We start from the raw sequence: 18,789 nt of genomic DNA, 5'->3' as shown, positions 1-18,789 counted from the left end.
CCTACCAGCGGTAGCTCAGGCTGGCGATCAGGCTGCGGTCCTCGCCGATGGTGCAACTGCTCGCGCTGCAGCCGTTGTAGTAGTGCTTGTCGGTCAGGTTGCTGGCGTTGAGCGACAGGCGCAGCCCCTTGGCTTCGCGGAACAGCTGGCCCAGCTCGTAGTGCACGGCGGCGTCCAGCAGGGTGTAGGAGGGCACCGTGATGGTATTGGCCGCGTCCGCCTCGGTGCGCCCGAGGTAGCGCACCCCGGCGCCGAAACCCAGGCCGGCGAGGGGGCCGTCGGGCTGGGTGTAGTCCAGCCACAGCGAGGCCATCTTGCGCGGCGTGTTGGTCGGCCGGTGGCCCTTCTCCACGGGGTTGTTGCTCCTGGTCACCTCGGCGTCGTTGTAGGTGGCGCTGCCGATCAGGTCCAGGCCCCGGGCCAGGCTGGCCTTGCCCTCCAGTTCCAGGCCGCGCACCCGTACCTCGCCGGTCTGCACCTGGTTGAGGTTGTTGTTGGGGTCGGTGGTCAGCACGTTCTCCTGGGTCAGTTCGTAGGCGGCCAGGGTGACGAAGCCGTCGTAGCCCTTGGGCTGGTACTTCACGCCGACCTCCGACTGCTTGGCAGTCAGCGGCTTGTAGGCGTTGCCGTAGAAATCGGTGCCCAGAGAGGGGTTGAACGAGGTGGAGTAGCTGATATAGGGCGCCAGGCCGTTGTCCGCCAGGTAGACCAGGCCGGCGCGGTAGGTGAACTTCTCGTCGCGCTGCTTGCTGCCGCTGTCCGCCAGGCGATTGTCGGTGCGCGCGCTGGAGCTGTCCTGGCGGCCGCCGAGGCTGAGCACCCAGTGCTTGTCGAAGGTGAACTGTTGCTGGGCGTAGACGCCGACCTGGTCGGCGCGTTGCTGGGTCTGCGCCATGGGCCGGTCGATGGGGCCGAAGCCCTGGCCGTACACCGGGTTGAAGATGTCGATGGAGGCGGCCTTGCCGGCGCGCAGGTAGTAGTCCTCGCGGGTGCGCCGGTAGTCCAGGCCCAGCAGCGAGGTCATCTCGGTGTCGCCGATGTTCCAGCGCGCCTGGGCGTTGTTGTCCAGGGCATAGACGTCGCCGATGATGCGGAAGCGGTAGGCGCTGCGCATCAGGGTGCGCTGGTCCGCGGCCAGGCCCATGCCGCTGGCGGTATTGGTGAGCAGGTTGACGTGGCTGTAGCGCGCGCTGGAGTGCAGGCTCCAGACGTCGTTCAGGCGGTGGTCCAGCAGGTAGCCGAGGGCGTACTGGGTGCGGTGGTTGTCCAGCCCCGGCTCGTCGAGGAACTGGTTGTGCTTGATCTTGCCGTTGGGGTTGGACAGCAGGCTGCCGCGTAGCGGCACGAACACCCTTGGCGCGCCGAACTCGTCCTCGGCGTACTCGGCCAGCACGGTCAGGTCGGTGTCCTCGTTGGGGCGCCAGGTGAAGGCCGGGGCGACGAAGGTCTTGCGGTCGACGATATGGTCGGTCTGGGTGTCGCTGTCGCGGCCCAGGCCGGTGAGCCGGTAGAGGAACTTGCCTTCGTCGTCCAGCGGGCCGCTGAAGTCGAACTGGCCCTGGCGTCGGTCGTGGTTGCCGCCGACCACTTCCACCTCGTGGAAGGGCTGGTCCAGCGGGCGCTTGCTGACCTGGTTGACCACCCCGCCGGGGGCGTTCTGCCCGTAGAGCACCGAGGCCGGGCCCTTGAGCACCTCGACCCGCTCCAGGCCGTAGGGCTCGACCTTCGGCCAGGCCTGGGTGGTGGTGCCGCGCAAGCCGTCGCGCAGCATGCCGGTGCTGGAGACATCGAAGCCGCGGATCCTGATCGAGTCGAAGCGCTGCGAGGCGGCGCCGGTGGTGTCCTGCACGCCGGCGGTGTAGCGCAGCGCCTCGGCCACCGATTGCGCCTTCTGTTCGTCCATCTCCTTGCGCGTGACCACCGACAGGGCCTGCGGCACCTCGCGGATCGGCGTGTCGGTCTTGGTGCCGCTGAGGCTGCGCTGGGCCACCACGCCGGGCACCGAGCCCACCGGGCTCTCGCCGGCGCCGAGCACGGTGCTGCTGTCCAGCGACAGCACGTCCTGCTCCTGGCGCTCGTCGTCCGCGGCCTGGGCCTGGCCCGGCAGGCTCGCCAGGCCGATGCCCAGGGCCAGGGCGTGTATCGCCCCGGCCAGGCGCAGGCCGCGCGGCAGCAGGTGGGAAGGGAAGTGTAGGGGGCTGGTCTGCCCGGGGCCGGTTGCCATGTTTCGCTCCATGCTGAGAGGGGTTCAAAAATGCGAATGCGAACTTATCTCAACAAGCATTCATGGCGCCGGGGGAAAACATTGGATTGCGCGACCATTTCTTTCGATCGGGAAAAACCGCGGAACCTGCGCTCCGCCACGGGCTCAGCGCAGCTCCCGGGGCGACACCCCGAAGCGCTTGCGGAAAGCGATGGAGAAGTGCGCCGGGCTGTAGCCGACGCGGTAGGCGGCGCTGGAGACGTTGCTCTCGCCGCTGGCCAGCAGGCGGTAGGCCTCGCTCAGGCGGACCTCCTGCAGGTAGGCATAGACGCTGCTGCCGAACAGCTGGCGGAAGCCTTCGGTGAGCTTGCGCGCGTTCAGCCCCACCTGGCGCGCCAGCGTGGCCAGCGGCGGCGAATGCTGCAGGTCGCGGCACAGCAGCTCGCGGGCAGCCTGCACCCGCTCCAGGTCGGCGGAGTTCAGGCGCGCCTCGGCGGCGCTGCCCGGGGGCTGGTCGGCGAGCAGGTCCTCCAGGCCCAGGGCGGTCATCTCCAGCGCCTTGCCGCCGAGGTAGAAGGCGCGGGAAGGGCCGTGCAGCGGGCAGGTGGCGATCTGCCGGGCCAGGGCCAGCAGCGAGCGCGAGGCCGGGCGGCAGAACAGCACCGGCCCGCCGTCGTGGCGCTGGCGGAACAGCCGCTCGGGCTCCAGGCCGACACTGCGGATCGCCGGGAAATCCAGCTGCACCGTGGTGTAGCGCACCGGCACGCCGCTGGCGAACAGGTGGTCGCCGCAGAACTCGCCCTGGTTGGCCACCGCGCACAGGGTGGGGCCGCGGATCTCCACCGGGGGCAGGCCCTCGACGCGGCAGTCGAGGCGGCCGCTGAGCACCAGGATCAGCTTCAGGCCCTTCCATAGCGGCTCCTGCATCCAGCCCTGGGTCTGGACCACCACGGTGCCGGCGGACAGGGTGATGTCCGCCGCGGCCTCGCCCGCCGGGGTGGCGCCGCAGCCGGGCACGCTCAGGGTGAAGTCGCTGGGCACGCTGCGCTGCATGGCCTTGCTGCTGGACATCCTTCTCTCCTTGCCTGGCGGATGGAGGCCTCAGGCTAGCACGGCGAAGTCGATCCATGAATGAGAATTATTATTGTTTGTGCCGGTCCAGGCCGTCATGTCCCGCCCCGCGGGCCCTGCGCGCGCCCTGGCGGTGGGCGCGGGTTCCACGATCCAAAGAAAAAGGCGCGGGATCGAAGGCGGCGGTCCTTGCCGCTGGCGGATCGCCGGGATATTGATAATCACTCGCAACAATCGGAGAGGGACCTCCCCGCAGCATTGCCCGGGTGCGCCCGGCGCACCGAAGCGGCACGCCTTGCCGCCACCCATACCCCGCAGACGCCCTGTACGGCCTTCCCCGCAAGGCCGCAGGCCCGCTCATGCCCGCAACCAGCGAGGAAGCAAGATGACCACCCGCGACGACCGCATCGACTGCCCCGATTGGCCCGAGGCCTATGTCCAGCGCTACCGGGATGCCGGCTACTGGCGCGAGGAGACCTTCTCCGGCCTGCTGCGCGAGGCCGCCCGGCGTTTCGCCGAACGCGAAGCACTGGTGGAAGGGGAGCGGCGCCTGAGCTACCGCGAGCTGGACGCGCGGGTCGACCGCCTGGCCGCCGGCCTGCACGGCCTGGGCCTGCGCGCCGGGGACAACGTGCTGCTGCAATTGCCCAACGGCATCGCCTTCGTCGAGGCCTGCTTCGCCCTGTACCGCCTTGGCGCGCGGCCGATCTTCGCCCTGCCGGCGCACCGCGAGCTGGAGCTTTCCAGCTTCTGCCGCTTCGCCGGGGCCCGCGCCTACATCTGCGCCGACCGCGCCGCTGACTTCGACTTCCGCGCGCTGGCCCGGCGGCTGCAGGCGGAGCAGCCGCAGCTGCGCCACGTGCTGGTGGCCGGCGAGGCGCAGGAGTTCGTCGCCCTGGCCGACCTCTACCGCGCCGAGCCCCTGGCGTTGCCCGAGCCGGCGCCGGAGGCGGTGGCCTGCTTCCAGCTGTCCGGCGGCTCCACCGGCGTGCCCAAGCTGATTCCGCGGCGGCACCGGGAATACCTCTACAACCTGCGCGCCAGCGCCGAGCTGTGCGGCCTGGGGCCGGACAGCACCTACTTGGCGGCGCTGCCCATGGCGCACAACTTCCCCATGTGCTGCCCGGGGTTCATGGGCACCCTGTACAGCGGCGGGCGGGTGGTGACCGCCGCGCAGCCGACGCCGGAATGCTGCTTCCCGCTGGTCGAGGCCGAGGGCGTGAGCCATACCGCCCTGGTGCCGCCGCTGGCCCTGGTGTGGATGGAGGCCGCCGAGCTTCGCGGGCGCGGCCTGCCCGGCCTGCTGCTGCAGGTGGGCGGCGCGCGGCTGAGCGAGGCGGCGGCGCGGCGCGTCGGGCCGACCCTGGGCTGCCGCCTGCAGCAGGTGTTCGGCATGGCCGAAGGGCTGATCTGCTACACCCGCCCGGACGACGACGCCGAGCACCTGCTGCGCACCCAGGGCCGGCCGTTGTCGCCGGCGGACGAGGTGCGGGTGGTGGACGAGCAGGGCAACGACCTGCCGCCCGGGCAGGTGGGCCTGCTGCTGACCCGCGGGCCCTACACCATCCGCGGCTACTACCGGAACCCCGGGCAGGACGCCGAGTGCTTCACGGCCGACGGCTTCTACCGCTCCGGCGATCGCGTGGCGCTGACCGCCGATGGCTACCTGGTGGTGGAAGGGCGCGACAAGGACCTGATCAACCGCGGCGGCGAGAAGATCGCCGCGGAGGAGGTGGAGAACCTGCTGCTGGCGCACCCCGCGGTGCTGGACGCGGCGCTGGTGGCGATGCCCGACGGTTTCCTCGGCGAACGCAGCTGCGCCTTCGTGATCCGCCGCTCGGCGGCCGCCGCCGCTGAACTCAAGGCCTACCTGCGCGGCTGCGGGCTGGCGGCGTTCAAGCTGCCGGACCGCTTCGAGTTCCTCGAGGCCTTCCCGCAGACCGGCGTCGGCAAGGTCAGCCGCCGGCACCTGCGCGAGACCCTCCAGCGGCAGTACTTCACCCAGCGGGAGGCGAGCGCGCGTGGCTGAGGCGGGCTTCTCCCTGGCGGCGCTGCTGCGCCCCGTGCGCGGCCGCCTGCTGCTGGCGGTGGCGTTGCAGGCCGTGTCGGCGCTGGCCGGCATCCTGCCCTTCGTGGCCCTGGCCGAACTGGCGCCGGCGCTGCTCGCCGGGCACCTCGATGACGGCCGGGCGCCGCTCCTGGCCCTGGTCGGCGCCGCCGCGCTGCTGCTGCGCCTGCTGGGCCTGAGCTGCGCGCTGCACATGACCCACCTGGCCGACAGCGACCTGCAACTGCACCTGCGCCGCCGCCTGGCCGCCCATCTCGGGCGCCTGCCCCTGGGTTGGTACGCCGGGCGCAATCTGGCGCGGCTGAACCGGGTGCTGGTGGACGACGTCGGCGCCCTGCATCACTTGGTGGCGCACCTGCCCAACAACCTGGCCGCGGCGCTGGTGGCGCCGGCTGCCTGCCTGGCCTACCTGGCGCTGAAGGACTGGCGCATGACCCTGGTGGTGTTGCTGCCGCCGCTGCTGGCGCTGTGGCGCCTCGCCGCGCTGCGCTCGGCCGCCTACCGTGCCGACCGCCAGGCCCTGGGGGCCGCCATCGGCGGCCTGTCCCAGGCGACCCTGGGCTTCGTCCAGGGCATCGCCATGGTCAAGTCCTTCGGCCGTTCCGGGCAGGTGCAGGGCGCCTTCTTCGCCGCCGTGGAAGACTTCGCCCGCTTCTTCTCCGCCTGGGTCGGACGCTGGGCCGGGCTGGGCGCCAGCGTCGAGGTACTGCTCTCGCCGCTGCTGATGATCGCCCTGGTGCTGCTGGCCGGCAGCGGCCTGGTGCTGGCCGGCGAACTGCAACCGGTACAGCTGCTGCCCTTCGCCTTGCTCGGCCCGGCGCTGGCCGCGCCCGTGGCGGCGCTGGGGCACGGCGGCGACGCCATCGTCCAGGGCCGCGAGGCCGCGCGGCGCATTGGCGAATTGCTGGCCACCACGCCCTTGCCGCAACCGGCGCGGCCGCGCCAGCCCCAGGGCAGCGAAGTGCGCTTTGATGCGGTGAGCCTGAGGCGCGCCGACGGCAGCCTGGCCCTGGACGGCATCGACCTGGTGCTGGCGCCGGGCACGCTGACCGCCCTGGTGGGCGAGTCCGGCGCCGGCAAGTCGACGCTGGCCAGCCTGCTGCCGCGCTTCGCCGACGTCAGCGGCGGCGCCATCCGCATCGGCGGTGTGGACCTGCGCGAGATGGATGCCGCCACCCTGTACCGGCAGGTCGCCTTCGTTTTCCAGGAAGTCCGCCTGCTGCGCGCCAGCGTGCTGGACAACCTGCGCCTGGCGCGGCCCGAGGCCACCCTCGACGAGGTCAGGGCCGCGGCGCGGGCCGCGCAGATCGACGCGCGCATCGAACAATTGCCCCAGGGCTACGCCACCGTGCTGGACGGCAGCCAGGCGTTGTCCGGCGGCGAGCGGCAGCGCCTGGCCATCGCCCGCGCGCTGCTGGCCGATGCCCCCATCCTGGTGCTGGACGAAGCCACCGCCGCGGCCGACCCGGAGTCCGAGGCGGCCATCCAGCAGGCCCTGTCGGTGCTGGCGGCCGGGCGCACGCTGCTGGTGATCGCGCATCGCCTGGCCAGCCTGTGCGACGCCGAGCAGATCGTCGTGCTCGGTGGCGGCCGGGTGCTTGAGCGGGGGCGCCACGAGGCGCTGCTGCAGCAGGGCGGGACCTACGCCCGGCTGTGGGCGGCGGAGCAGGGGGGCGGCGCATGATCGTCGAACTGCTGCGCTGCCTGCAGCCGGCCCAGGCCCGGCGCCTGCGCCTGGCGGTGCTGGCCATGACCGCCGCGGCTGGCGCCCAGGGGCTGGCCCTGGGCTTGCTGCCGCTGGCCTTCGGCGAGCTGTTCGGCGACGCGCCGGCGTGGCACTGGCCGCCGGCCTTCGCCGGGCTGGCCATGCTCTGCCTGTGGCTGCGCCGGCATGCCCAGTTGCTCGGCTACCGCGCCGGCGCCGAAGCCGCCCGCGGGCTGAACCGGCGCCTCGGGCAGCACCTGGCGCGGCTGCCCCTGGAGTGGTTCGCCGAGCGCCGCGCCGCCGAGCTCAACCGCCTGGTCACCTACAACGTCCTGCAGGTGATGAGCGTCCCGGCGCACCTGTTGCAGCCGCTGCTCAACGCGGTGCTGACGCCGCTCGCGCTGCTCGGCGTGCTGGCCTTGCAGATGCCGCGCCTGGCCCTGACAGGATTGGCCGCGGCGCTGCCGCTGTGGCTGTTCTACCGCTGGGGCGTGCGCTGGGGCGGCGAGGCCGAGGAGGGTGGCGAGCGGGCGGGCACCGAGGCGGCGGCGCGGGTCCTGGAGTTCGTTCGCCAGCAGGCGTTGCTGCGCGTCAGCGGGCGCACCGAGGCCGGCTTCGCCCTGCTCGAACAGGCCCTGGAGGAACAGCGCCGCGCCCAGCGTCGCGTCCATTGGCGCACCTTCCCGGCCGCGCTGGGCCTGGCCGGCGCGTTGCAGGCGCTGTACACGCTTTTGTTGCTGGGCGGGCTGCACGCGGTGCTCGGCGGGCAGCTGGCGGCCACCGAGTTCCTCGCCCTGGGGCTGCTGGCGACCTGCCTGGTGGAGCCCATGGGCACGCTGGTGAACCTGGGCGCCACCTTGCGCCAGACGCGCCACGGCCTGCGCCAGTTGCGCCAGGTGCTGCAGGTGCCGCCGTTGCCCGAGCCCACCCGGCCGCGGCTGCCCGCCGACCCGCGTCTGCAGGCCCACGGCCTGGGCCTGGTGCGCCAGGAACGGCGGGTGCTGGACGGCATCGAACTCGACCTGGCGCCCTGCTCGCTCAACCTGTTGGTGGGCGCCTCCGGGGCTGGCAAGTCGAGCCTGCTGCGCCTGCTGGCGCGTTGCGCCGACCCGGATGCGGGCAGGGTGCTGCTGGGCGGCGTCGACCTGCGCGAGGTGGCCGCCGCCGAGCGCGATCGCTACCTGGCGTTGCTGCCCCAGGACTGCGGGGTCCTGCCCGGCAGCCTGCTGGACAACCTGCGCCTGGGCGACCCCGCGGCCAGCGATGCGACCCTGCTGGCGATGGCCCGCGCCTGCGGCCTGGACAGCCTCGCGGCACGCCTGGCCGAGGGCTGGCATGGCCCCCTGGGCGAGGCCGGGGCCGGCCTGTCCGGCGGCGAGCGGCAGCGCCTGGCCCTGGCCCGCCTGCTGCTCAAGGGCGCCCCCGTGCTGCTGCTGGACGAACCCACCGCGGCCCTGGACCCGGCCAGCGAGGCGCGCATCAACCGCCTGCTGCTCGGCCTCGCCGGCCGCCACACGCTGCTGCTGGCCACCCATCGGCCGAGCCTCGCCGAACACGCCGCGCAGATCCTCGTGCTCGACCAGGGCCGCCTGGTGCAGCGCGGCACCCACCGTCAGCTTCTGGCCCAGCCGGGCCGTTACCGAGAGCTGTTCCACGAGCGCGAAGCGGTCAACCGCTGGCGCCTGCGTGGCCCCATCCACCCAGCTTCCGCAAGGATTGCCCACCATGAACGATGACCCAGCACTGGCATGCGCTCATTCACCCCGGGCGCGCCCCGGCGATTGCCTCGCCGGCACCGATCCACACAGCCTGCGCGACTGGCTCGCGCCGGCCCTGGGCTGCGACGCCGCCGACATCGACGCCGAACTGTCGCTGATCGAACAGGGCCTGGACTCCATCAACCTCATGCGCCTGCCCACGCTGCTGGCCCGCCACGGCGTGCGCGTCGGCGTTGCCGAACTGATGGAGCGGCCGACCCTGCAAGCCTGGCTGCGCCTGTTCGCCGAGCGCGCCGGCGAGGTGGCCGGGCCGTCGCCGGTTGTGCCCGAGACGGGCGAGGGGTTCGAACTGACAGCCCTGCAGCAGGCCTACTGGCTGGGCCGCGACGAGCAGCGCAGCCTTGGCGGGGTGGCCTGCCAGCTGTACCAGGAACTGGACGCCGGCGAGCTCGACCCGCCGCGCCTGGAAGCCGCGGTACGCGCGCTGTGCCAGCGGCACGCCATGCTGCGTGCGCAGTTCCTCGCCGACGGGCGCCAGCGCATCCGCGGCGAACCGGCCTGGGCCGGCCTGCGCGTGCATGACCTGCGCCGCCTCGAGCGGGCCGAGCGCGAAGCGCGCCTGGCGCAACTGCGCGAAGCGCTGGCGCACCGCTGCCTTGACGTCGCCAGCGGGCAGGTCTTCGACCTGCAACTGAGCCTGCTGCCCGATGGCCGCAGCCGGCTGCACCTGAACCTGGACCTGCTGGTCGCCGACGTGCTCAGCTTCGCCATCCTGCTGCGCGACCTGGCAGCCTTCTACCGGGGCGAGGGCGAGACGCTGCCGACGCTGGGCATGGACTTCCCAGCCTACCTGGCGGCCCAGCGCGAGCTGCGCCGGCCGCAGCTGGCCAGTGCGCGCGAATACTGGCGTGCGCGCCTGGACACGCTGCCCGGCCCGCCGCAACTGCCCCTGGCCCAGGCCCCCGAGTCACTGGGCCGGCCGCGCTTCCGCCACCTCCAGTTCCTGCTGCGGAAGCCGCGCCTGGCGCGCCTGGAAGCCCGTGCCCGGGCGCACGGCCTGACACTGGCCAGCGTGCTGGCCTGCGCCTACGCCCAGGTCCTGGCGCGCTGGAGCGCCAGCCAGCGTTTTCTCCTCAACCTGCCGTTGTTCGACCGCCAGCCGCTGGACAGCGGCGTGGCGCACATGGTCGCGGACTTCTCCAACCTGGTGCTGCTGGAGGTGGACCTTTCCCGCGCGGGCAGCTTCGCCGGGCAGGCCGCCGCCCTGCAGGCGCAACTGCACCGGGACCTGGGCCACGCGGCCTGGTCGGGCATGGAGGTGCTGCGCGAGCTGGCCCAGCGCCAGGACGGCGAAGGCCTGGGCGCCCCCGTGGTGTTCGCCTGCAACCTCGGCGAGCCGCTGGTGGACGCGCGTTGCCGCGAAACCCTTGGCCGTCCCGGCTGGGCGCTGTCGCAGACGCCCCAGGTCTGGCTCGACCACCAGACCTACCCATTGGAAGAGGGCCTGTTGCTGAACTGGGATGCGGTCGAGGGGCTGTTTCCCGACGGCCTGCTGGAAGCCATGTTCGCCGCCTATGAGCGCCTGCTCGAAGGTTTGGCCGAGCAGGACTGGGGCCAACCCGTGTCGCTGGAACTGCCGGCGGCGCAAGCGCAGGTGCGCTACCAGGTCAACGACACCCGGGCGGACCTAGAGCCCGGCGTGCTGCACCAGGGCTTCTTCGCCCAGGCGCGGAACAACCCCCATAACCTGGCCCTGGTGGCCCACGACGAGCAGGAACGCCAGTACAGCTACGCCGAACTGGCCGAGGCCGCCCTGCGCCTGGCCGCGGCGCTGCGCGAATGGGGCGTGGCGGCCGGCGACGGCGTGGCCATCACGCTGCCCAAGGGGGCGGGCCAGGTGATCGCCGTGCTGGGCGCGCTTGCCGCCGGCGCGTGCTACGTCCCGGTGGGGATCGAACAGCCGCCGGCGCGGCGCGCGGCCATCCTGCGCCAGGCCGGCGTGTGCCTGATGCTGACCGACGCCGAGCGGGCCGGGGAGGACGCCTGGCCAGCCGGCACGGTGGTGCGCGAGCTGGCTGCCAGCCAGGCCTACGAGCCCCTGGCCAAGCCCTTGCCGGTGGAACCCTCGGCTGTCGCCTATGTGATCTTCACCTCCGGCAGCAGCGGCGAGCCCAAGGGCGTCGAAGTGGCCCACGGCGCCGCGCAGAACACCCTGGATGCGCTGCGCCGGCGCTACCGGTTGGCGGCCAGCGACCGCCTGCTCGGAGTTTCGGCGCTGGATTTCGACCTCTCGGTATTCGACCTTTTCGCCGTGCTCGGCGTCGGCGGCACCCTGGTCCTGCCGGCCGAGGCCCTGCGCAAGGAACCGACGCACTGGCTGCAACTGTTGCGCCGGCACGGCGTCACCCTGTGGAACTCGGTGCCGGCATTGCTCGACATGCTGCTGCTGCGCAACCGCGGCGGCCTCGGCCTGGGCGGCCTGCGCCTGGCCCTGGTCTCCGGCGACTGGATCGGCCTGGACCTGCCGCCGCGTCTGCGCCAGGTCGCCCCCGGCTGCCGCTTCGTGGCCCTGGGCGGGGCCACCGAGGCGGCGATCTGGTCGAATGCCCAGGAAGTCGCGGAGGTGCCGCCGCAGTGGCGTTCGATCCCCTACGGGCGGCCGCTGGAAAACCAGCGCTACCGGGTGGTCGACGGCCTCGGCCGGGACTGCCCGGACTGGGTCCCCGGCGAGCTGTGGATCGGCGGCGCCGGCGTCGCCCTGGGCTATCGCGGGCAAGCGGCGCTGACCCGCCAGCGCTTCGTCGAGCAGGGCGGCGAACGTTGGTACCGCACCGGCGACCTGGGCCGCTACTGGCCCGACGGCACTCTGGAATTCCTCGGCCGCCTGGACCAGCAGGTGAAGCTGCGCGGCCACCGGGTGGAACTCGCCGAAGTCGAGGCGGTGCTCGAACGCCACCCGGCGCTGGCGCGCGCCGTTGCGTTGGTGCTGCCCGGCGCCCGGGCCAGCCTGGTCGCCGCGGTGGTGCCGGCCGGCGGCCGCGAGACACCCGCGGAAGAGCAGCTGCGCGGCTGGGCCGCTGACTGGCTGCCGCCCCACATGCTGCCCGAACGCATGCTCGCCTTGCCCCGGCTGCCCCTGAGCGGCAACGGCAAGGTGGACCGCAAGGCCCTGGCCTGGCTGCTGCAGGAGCAGCTCCAGGGCAGCGCCCTGGCGCCGGACGAGGAACCGCTGGGCGAACTGGAAAGCGCGGTCGCCCGGCACTGGCAGGCGCTGCTGGAGGTACCGCGGGTGGGCCGCCACCAGGGCTTCTTCGCCCTGGGCGGCAATAGCCTGCTGGCCACCCGCCTGATCGAGCGCCTGGCCAGTGGCTTCGGCGTGGAACTGACACTCAAGGACTTTTTCGGCGCCGCCAGCGTCGCCGCCCAGGCCGCCCTGGTGGCGGCCCGGCAGGCGCAGCGGCGGGCGGGCGCCAACCCACTGGAGGAAGGGGCACTATGAATATCCACGCATTGCGCAACGAGCTCGACATGCTGGGCGTCGAGCTATGGGAAGAGAATGGCCTGCTGCGTTACCGGGCCCCGGCCGGGGCCCTGGACGAGGCGCTGCTGCAGCGCCTGCGCCAGGCCCGCGACGAATTGCTGCGCGCCCTGGCGGCGGAACGCGAGCAGGCCTTGCAGGGCGATCCGGCGGAGCAGGGCGAGCCCTTCCCGCTGACCGACGTGCAGGCCGCCTACCTGCTCGGCCGCAGCACGGCCTTCGCCCACGGCGGCGTCGCCTGCCACGGCTACCTGGAGTTCGCCTTCCCCGGCCTCGAGGTCGCGCGCCTGGAACGGGCCTGGAACCAACTGATCGAACGCCATCCCATGCTCCGCGCCGTGGTCAGCGCCGAGGGCCACCAGCGCATCCTGGCCGAGGTGCCTTACTACCGGCTGGCGGAGCACAGGCTGGATGCCGAAGGGCGCCGCCTGGCCGAACTGCGCGAACGCATGGAGCTGCGCCGCGCCGGCCCGGACTGCTGGCCGCTGGTGGAGCTGTGCGTCAGCCACGGCGCCGCCGGCGACTTCCTGCACCTGTCGGTGGACCTGCTGGTGTGCGACTACCAGAGCGTGCGCATGCTGCTCGGCGAACTGCACCAGCTGTACCACGGCGGCACCCTGGCGGAGCCGGCGCGGATCAGCTTCCGCGACTACGTCCTGGCCGAGCGCCGCCTGCGCGAAGGGCCGCGCTACGGCCGCGACCGCGACTACTGGCTGGCCCGCATCGACGGCCTGCCCGGCGCGCCCGAGCTGCCCCTGGCCGACGCGCAGCCGGGGGCGCGCTTCCGCCGCCTGGCCCTGCAGGTGGACGAGCGCGACTACCGCGCCCTCGGCCTCAACGCCGCCGGCGCCGGCATCGGCGTCTCCGCCGCGGTGCTCGCCGCCTATGCGGAAACCCTGGGGCGCTGGAGCCGGCGCGGCGACTTCTGCCTGAGCCTGACGTTGCTCAATCGCCTGGCGCTGCATCCCCAGGTGGAGCGCCTGGTGGGCGACTTCAGCTCGGTGGAGGTGCTGCAGTTGGACACCCGCCAGGCCGGCAGCTTCGCCGAGCGCGCCGCGCAACTGCAGGCGCGCCTGTGGGAGGACATGGACCACCGCTTGTTCTCCGGCATCGAGGTGCTGCGCGAGTTGGCGCGCCGCCGGGGGCGCGACGCCGCGCTGCTACCCTACGCCTTCACCAGCACGCTGGGCGCCGGCGGCGAAGCCGGCCGCGGCCCGTTCATGCCCGGCGCCGAGCTGGTCCATGGCATCAGCCAGACGCCCCAGGTGCTGATCGACTGCCAGGTCTCCGAGCGCGACGGCGGCCTGTGGCTGAACTGGGACTACCGCGAAGGCGCCTTTGCCGAGCCCGTGCTGCGCGCCATGTTCGATGCCTTCTGCGCGCTGCTGCTGCGCCTGGCGCGCGAACCCTCGGCCTGGGCGCTGGACGACTGCCTGGAGCTGCCCGCCACCCAGCGCCTGGCGCGCGAACTGGCCAACCAGACCGATGCGCCACTGCCCGAGGGCCTGCTGCACGAGCCGGTGTTCGCCCGGGCGCGCCTGGCGCCCCGGCATACGGCCCTGGTGCAGGGCGGGCGGAGCCTGGACTTCGCCGAACTGGCCGCGCGCGCCGAGGCCGTCGCCGCCGCCTTGCTCGACGCCGGCTGCCAGCGCGGCGAGCGCGTCGCGGTGTGCATGGACAAGGGCATCGAGCAGATCATCGCCGTGCTCGGCATCCTGCGGGCCGGCGCCGCCTACCTGCCGCTGGACACCAGCCAGCCCGAGGCGCGCCGCGAGCTGATCCTGGAGAATGCCGGGGTGTGGCGGGTGGCCACCCATTCGGCGCTGGAGGGCCGCCTGGCCTGGCCGGCGCGGATCGTCCAGGCGCTCGCCGTGGACCGCCTGCAGCCTTATGCCGGCGCGCCGCTGCCGGCCTCGCCCGCGCAGCCGGGGGAGCTGGCGTACGTCATCTACACCTCCGGCTCCACTGGCGTCCCCAAGGGCGTGATGATCAGCCACCAGGCGGCATTGAACACCCTGGCGGACATCAACGAGCGCTTCCAGGTCGACGCCGACGACCGCATCCTGGGCCTGGCCAGCCTGGGCTTCGACCTGTCGGTCTACGACATCTTCGGCGCGCTGGCCGCCGGCGCCACCCTGGTGCTGCCCGACGCGCAACGGCGCGGCGATCCCTCCCACTGGGCGGCCTGCGCCCGCGAGCAGGGCGTGACCCTGTGGAACTCGGTGCCGGCGCAACTGCAGATGCTCCTGCACTACCTGCGCTCGGAGCCCGGTGCGGCGCCGCAGCGCCTGCGCCTGGCGCTGCTCTCCGGCGACTGGATTCCGCTCAACCTGGCGGCGGAGAGCGCCGCGTCGCTGCCGCGCCTGCGCCTGGTGGGCCTGGGCGGCGCCACCGAGGCGGCGATCTGGTCGATCATCCAGCCACTGGACGAGGTGCCGCCGCACTGGCGCAGCGTTCCCTACGGCCGGCCGCTGGCCAACCAGCGCTTCCATGTGCTCGACGAGCGCCTGCGCGACCGCCCGGACGGCGTGGCCGGCGAACTCTACATCGCCGGCGAGGGCCTGGCCCTGGGCTACCTGGGCGATGCGCAGAAGACCGTGGAGCGTTTCATCCGCCACCCCGTCAGCGGCGAGCGCCTGTACCGCACCGGCGACCTGGGGCGCTACCTGGCGGATGGCAGCATCGAGTTCCTCGGCCGCGAGGACTTCCAGGTGAAGGTGCGCGGCCACCGCATAGAACTGGCCGAGGTCGAGAGCGCCTTGCTCGACTACCCGGGCGTGCAGTCCGCGGTGGTGGTGGCCCAGGGCGAGGAGGCCCTGGAGCGGCGCCTGGTGGCCTTCCTCTGCGCCGCGCCCGCAACGACACCGGCGGCCTGGCCCGGGGACCTGGCCGGGCAGGCGCGGGCGGCCGGGCAGGGCGTCGGCGCCGGGCTGGACCCAGGGCATATCCGCGAGATGTCGGAGCAGGTCGAGCGCGCCGCGCTGCTGGCCATGGCCGCCGCGTTGAAGCGGCCGGGGCTGTTCGACGACGACGGCCGTGGGCACTCCCTGGACGACATCTGCCAAGCCTGCGAGGTCGCCCCGCGCAACCGCCGGCTGATCCGCCGCTGGCTGCGCGCCCTGGTGGAGGAGGGCCTGCTGGCCTTCGACGAGGCCCGTGGCGGCTACTGCCGCCTGCAGGTCCGCGAGGACGCGTTGCGCCAGGCCTGGGCCCGCATCGACGAGCTGGAGCCGAAGGTGGGCTGGGGGCCGAGGTGCTGCGCTACCTGCGCGAGAGCCAGGAGCGCCTGCCCGAGCTGATGAGCGACCGGCTGGACCCGCTGCACCTGCTGTTCCCCGAAGGGCGCACCGAGGTGGCCGACGGCGCCTACCGGCGCAACCTCATCAGCCAGTACCTGAACCGCGCGGTGTGCGCCGCGCTGCGCCGCATCGCCGCCGACTTCGACGCCGAACGGCCGCTGCGCCTGCTGGAGATAGGCGCCGGCGTCGGCGGCACCAGCTGCGACCTGATCCCGGCGCTGGCGGGGCTGCCGGTGGACTACCAGTTCACCGACCTCTCGCAGTATTTCCTCAACGAGGCCCGCGAACGCTTCGCCGACTATCCCTGGGTGCGCTACGGCCTGTTCGACCTCAACCAGGAGCCCTGGCGCCAGGGCATCGCCGACAACTCGCTGGACGTGATCCTCTGCGCCAACGTGCTGCACAACGCCCGCGATGCCGGCCGGGTGCTGGCGCGCCTGCGGCGCATGCTGGCGCCGGGCGGCTGGCTGGTGTTCATCGAGGCCACCCGCGACACCTACCAGATCATGGCGTCGATGGAGTTCAAGGAAGGTCTCACCGAGTTCGAGGACCTGCGCCGCGAGCTGGACACCACCTTTCTGCGCCGCGAGCAATGGCAGGCCCTGCTGGCCGAGGCCGGGGCCGAAGCGCCGCTCTGCCTGCCGGAGGCCGGGGAGGCCATGTCCTGCATCGGCCAGCACCTGTTCATCGCCCGCTTCAAGGCCGACCGCCAGCGCCTAGAGCCGGCGGCGCTGCGCGAGCACCTGGCCCTGCGCCTGCCGCAGTACATGCTGCCGGCGGAGCTGCTGGTGCTCGACGAACTGCCGCTGACCGCCAACGGCAAGGTCGACCGCCAGGCCCTGGCCTCGCTGCGCACCCGCGGCGCCGAGCAGTCCGCCGCCAGCGGTGAACCGCCGCGGGACGAGCTGGAGCGCGCCATCGCCGAGGTCTGGCAGGAAACCCTGCGGGTGCCGGCGGTAGGCCGCGAGCAGGGCTTCTTCGAGCTGGGCGGCGATTCGCTGCTGGTGGCCCAGGTGGTCGGCCGCCTGCGCGAACGGCTGCCGGCATTGCGCAGCGTGCAGTGGGACCAGTTGCTGCGCCAGTTGATCAACCAGCCGACGGTGGCCGCGCTGGCCGATTTCGTCCGCGCCCGCGACGAGCTGCGGCCGGGTTCGCCGCTGGTCTCGATCCGCGAACAGGCGGCAGGCCACAAGCGCATCTTCGTCCACGACGGCAGCGGCACCCTGGCGCCCTACCGCGCGCTGTTCGGCGCCCTGGAAGGCGGCGCCGACGGGCTGGTGCTGGCCGACGTGGCCGGCTACCTGGCGCTGGAGCCCGAGCAGGCCATCCGCCGACTGGCCGAAAGCTATGCCGACACCCTGCAAGCCGCCGGGCTGCGTAGCCTGAGCATCGTCGGCTACTGCCTGGGCGGCCTGCTGGCCAGCGAGCTGGCGAGCTGCCTGAAGGCGCGGGGCGTGGCGGTCGAGGCGCTGACGGTGATCAGCAGCTACCGCGTGCCGTTCCTGATCGAGGACGACCTGCTGGCTGAATACGTGTTCGCCCGGGTGATGCAGGCCGACCCACGCGCCTTGGGCTACCCGCTGGACGAAGCCGGCCTGGAGCAGGCCATCGCCGAGGCCCTGCAGCGCACCCCGGGGCGGGTGACGCGGGGCGTATGGCAGGAACTGGAGGAGCGCCCGCAGACCCGCGACGCCCTGGCGGCCATGCGCCGGCTGGCCGCGCGCTCGCCCGGGCAGCGCCTGCAGGCCATCGCCCTGGCCATGCGCCATGCCGGCTCGCAACTCAGCGACCTGGACTGGCTCGGCGAGCAGCTGCGCGTGTTGCGCCATAGCCTGGCGGCGGTGGCGTTGCACCAGGCCACGCCCTACGACGGCGACATGCTGTTCGTCCGCCAGACCGGCGAGGTCCAGGTGTTGCCGGGCATGCATCGCGACATGAGCGCCTACTGGCGCGAGCTGTGCCTGGGCCGCCTGCAGGTGGTCGACGTGCCCGGCGACCACTTCAGCTGCATGCAGGCGCCCCACGTCCAGGCGGTGGCGCGGGCCTGCGGCCAACGGCAGGAGACACCGGCATGAATGACGCACCCATAGGCCTGCTGGGCGCCAGCGGCAGCGTTGGCCGCGAGGTCGTCCGGCTGTTGCGGCCGGGCCACCGGCTGCGCATCGGCGGGCGCGACCCGCAGGCATTGCAGCGCCTGGCCGGGGAACCGGGGGCCGTGCAGGCGCAGCCCCTGGACCTGAACGACGAAGGCGCGCTGCGCGGTTTCGTCGCCGGCTGCCGCCTGGTGGTCAACTGCGCCGGCCCCAGCTACCGGGTGCTCGACCGCGTGGCGCGGGCGGCCCTGGCGGCAGGCGCCGACTACCTGGACGTCGGCGGCGACGACCTGCTCTGGCAGCGCCTCGAAGGCCAGGTACCCGAGGGCCGTCGTGTGCTGCTCTCGGCCGGCATGTTGCCGGGGCTGTCCGGGCTGCTGCCGCGCTACCTGGCCGCCGGCCTGCAACGCATCGACGAGATGCGCTGCTACGCCGGCGGCCTGGGGGCGCTTTCCGCCAGCGCCGCCGAGGACTTCCTGCTCAGCCTCGACCCGGCCTACGGTTTCGGGCGGGCCCGCCAGGCCTGGTGCGACGGGCGCGCAGTGGCCTGGAGCGGTGCGCCCGTCGAGGCGTTGCGGCGCCCATGGAGCGGCAACCGCGACTTGCTGGCCACGGCCTACCTGGGCGCGGAGGGGCAGCGGCTGTTCGCCTCGCTGGGCGTGGCCCGCGGCAGTGCCTTCAATCTGTTCGAGGACGGCCAGTTGCTGGCCTGCCTGCGGCGCATCCAGGGGCGCGGAGCGGCGGAAAGCGACAGGGCCGGGAGGGTTGCCGAACTGGTCGCCGCCAGCCGCCTGGACGCCGCCGGGCGCACGCCCTACCAGTTGCTGGCCGTGGAGCTGAGCGGCTGCAGCGGCGGGCGCGAGGTGCAGCGCAGCGCCTGGTTGCGCGCTGGTGACGGCTCGCGCCTGACGGCGGCCATGGCGGCCTTCGCCGTGGAGTGCCTGGAGCGATTGCCTCCCGGGCTGCATTTCGCCGCCGAGGTATTGCCGCCAAGTAGCTGCCTGGAGCGCTTGCAGGCCTGGCTGCCCGAGCTGCGCCTGGGCCTGGGCGAGGCCGCCGCGGAGCGCGGCCAGGCAGTGGAGGGCGCATTGTGA

9 protein-coding genes are annotated in these 18,789 nt (G+C 73.0%); 7 read left to right on the top strand and 2 right to left on the bottom strand.

Features of this window, described 5'->3' with window-relative positions:
• Window position 1: 1 nt before the first annotated feature.
• Both QSJ95_RS03890 and QSJ95_RS03885 read right to left on the bottom strand, forming a co-directional pair.
• Window positions 2–2,224: a TonB-dependent siderophore receptor gene (locus QSJ95_RS03890; RefSeq protein ID WP_225617140.1), complete on the bottom strand. Its 2,223-nt coding sequence runs from the start codon at window positions 2,222–2,224 to the stop codon at window positions 2–4.
• A gap of 144 nt (window positions 2,225–2,368) precedes the next feature.
• The gene (locus QSJ95_RS03885; protein WP_082936770.1) at window positions 2,369–3,274 is read right to left on the bottom strand and encodes a helix-turn-helix domain-containing protein; all 906 of its coding nucleotides are present in this window, start codon (window positions 3,272–3,274) and stop codon (window positions 2,369–2,371) included.
• Window positions 3,275–3,659: 385 nt separating this feature from the next.
• Between QSJ95_RS03885 and QSJ95_RS03880 the strand changes: the two genes are divergently transcribed.
• From QSJ95_RS03880 to QSJ95_RS03850, 7 genes are read left to right on the top strand one after another with little or no spacing between them, the layout of a single operon-like run.
• On the top strand, window positions 3,660–5,303 hold the full coding sequence (locus QSJ95_RS03880) for a (2,3-dihydroxybenzoyl)adenylate synthase (RefSeq protein WP_058489582.1): 1,644 nt from the start codon (window positions 3,660–3,662) through the stop codon (window positions 5,301–5,303).
• Window positions 5,296–7,026 (top strand): ABC transporter ATP-binding protein, encoded by a 1,731-nt coding sequence (locus QSJ95_RS03875; RefSeq protein WP_058489583.1) that lies wholly within the window; start codon window positions 5,296–5,298, stop codon window positions 7,024–7,026. The genes QSJ95_RS03880 and QSJ95_RS03875 overlap by 8 nt, the downstream gene beginning before the upstream one ends.
• Window positions 7,023–8,783: an ATP-binding cassette domain-containing protein gene (locus QSJ95_RS03870; RefSeq protein WP_058489584.1), complete on the top strand. Its 1,761-nt coding sequence runs from the start codon at window positions 7,023–7,025 to the stop codon at window positions 8,781–8,783. The genes QSJ95_RS03875 and QSJ95_RS03870 overlap by 4 nt, the downstream gene beginning before the upstream one ends.
• On the top strand, window positions 8,773–12,264 hold the full coding sequence (locus QSJ95_RS03865) for a non-ribosomal peptide synthetase (RefSeq protein ID WP_285640204.1): 3,492 nt from the start codon (window positions 8,773–8,775) through the stop codon (window positions 12,262–12,264). The genes QSJ95_RS03870 and QSJ95_RS03865 overlap by 11 nt, the downstream gene beginning before the upstream one ends.
• Window positions 12,261–15,602, top strand: a complete 3,342-nt coding sequence (locus QSJ95_RS03860) for a non-ribosomal peptide synthetase (protein ID WP_285640202.1) — start codon at window positions 12,261–12,263, stop codon at window positions 15,600–15,602. Before QSJ95_RS03865 ends, QSJ95_RS03860 begins: the two co-directional genes overlap by 4 nt.
• A complete protein-coding gene (locus QSJ95_RS03855; protein ID WP_285640200.1) occupies window positions 15,557–17,677 on the top strand; it encodes a thioesterase domain-containing protein in 2,121 nt (706 codons plus the stop codon). Before QSJ95_RS03860 ends, QSJ95_RS03855 begins: the two co-directional genes overlap by 46 nt.
• The gene (locus QSJ95_RS03850) at window positions 17,674–18,789 is read left to right on the top strand and encodes a saccharopine dehydrogenase NADP-binding domain-containing protein (RefSeq protein WP_225617141.1); all 1,116 of its coding nucleotides are present in this window, start codon (window positions 17,674–17,676) and stop codon (window positions 18,787–18,789) included. The genes QSJ95_RS03855 and QSJ95_RS03850 overlap by 4 nt, the downstream gene beginning before the upstream one ends.

Origin of the sequence: Pseudomonas sp. NBRC 100443 (assembly GCF_030268185.1) — a bacterium.
GTDB lineage: Bacteria > Pseudomonadota > Gammaproteobacteria > Pseudomonadales > Pseudomonadaceae > Pseudomonas > Pseudomonas citronellolis.
Note: the sequence above shows the minus strand (reverse complement) of the source record. Positions and strands in the feature narration are given on the sequence as shown.

Excerpts from the sequence above, each read along its gene's own strand:
- QSJ95_RS03880 (WP_058489582.1), top strand. The coding sequence starts at position 3,660 with ATGACCACCCGCGACGACCGCATCGACTGCCCCGATTGGCCCGAGGCC.
- QSJ95_RS03885 (WP_082936770.1), bottom strand. The coding sequence starts at position 3,274 with ATGTCCAGCAGCAAGGCCATGCAGCGCAGCGTGCCCAGCGACTTCACC.
- QSJ95_RS03870 (WP_058489584.1), top strand. The coding sequence starts at position 7,023 with ATGATCGTCGAACTGCTGCGCTGCCTGCAGCCGGCCCAGGCCCGGCGC.
- QSJ95_RS03890 (WP_225617140.1), bottom strand. The coding sequence starts at position 2,224 with ATGGCAACCGGCCCCGGGCAGACCAGCCCCCTACACTTCCCTTCCCAC.
- QSJ95_RS03850 (WP_225617141.1), top strand. The coding sequence starts at position 17,674 with ATGAATGACGCACCCATAGGCCTGCTGGGCGCCAGCGGCAGCGTTGGC.
- QSJ95_RS03860 (WP_285640202.1), top strand. The coding sequence starts at position 12,261 with ATGAATATCCACGCATTGCGCAACGAGCTCGACATGCTGGGCGTCGAG.
- QSJ95_RS03865 (WP_285640204.1), top strand. The coding sequence starts at position 8,773 with ATGAACGATGACCCAGCACTGGCATGCGCTCATTCACCCCGGGCGCGC.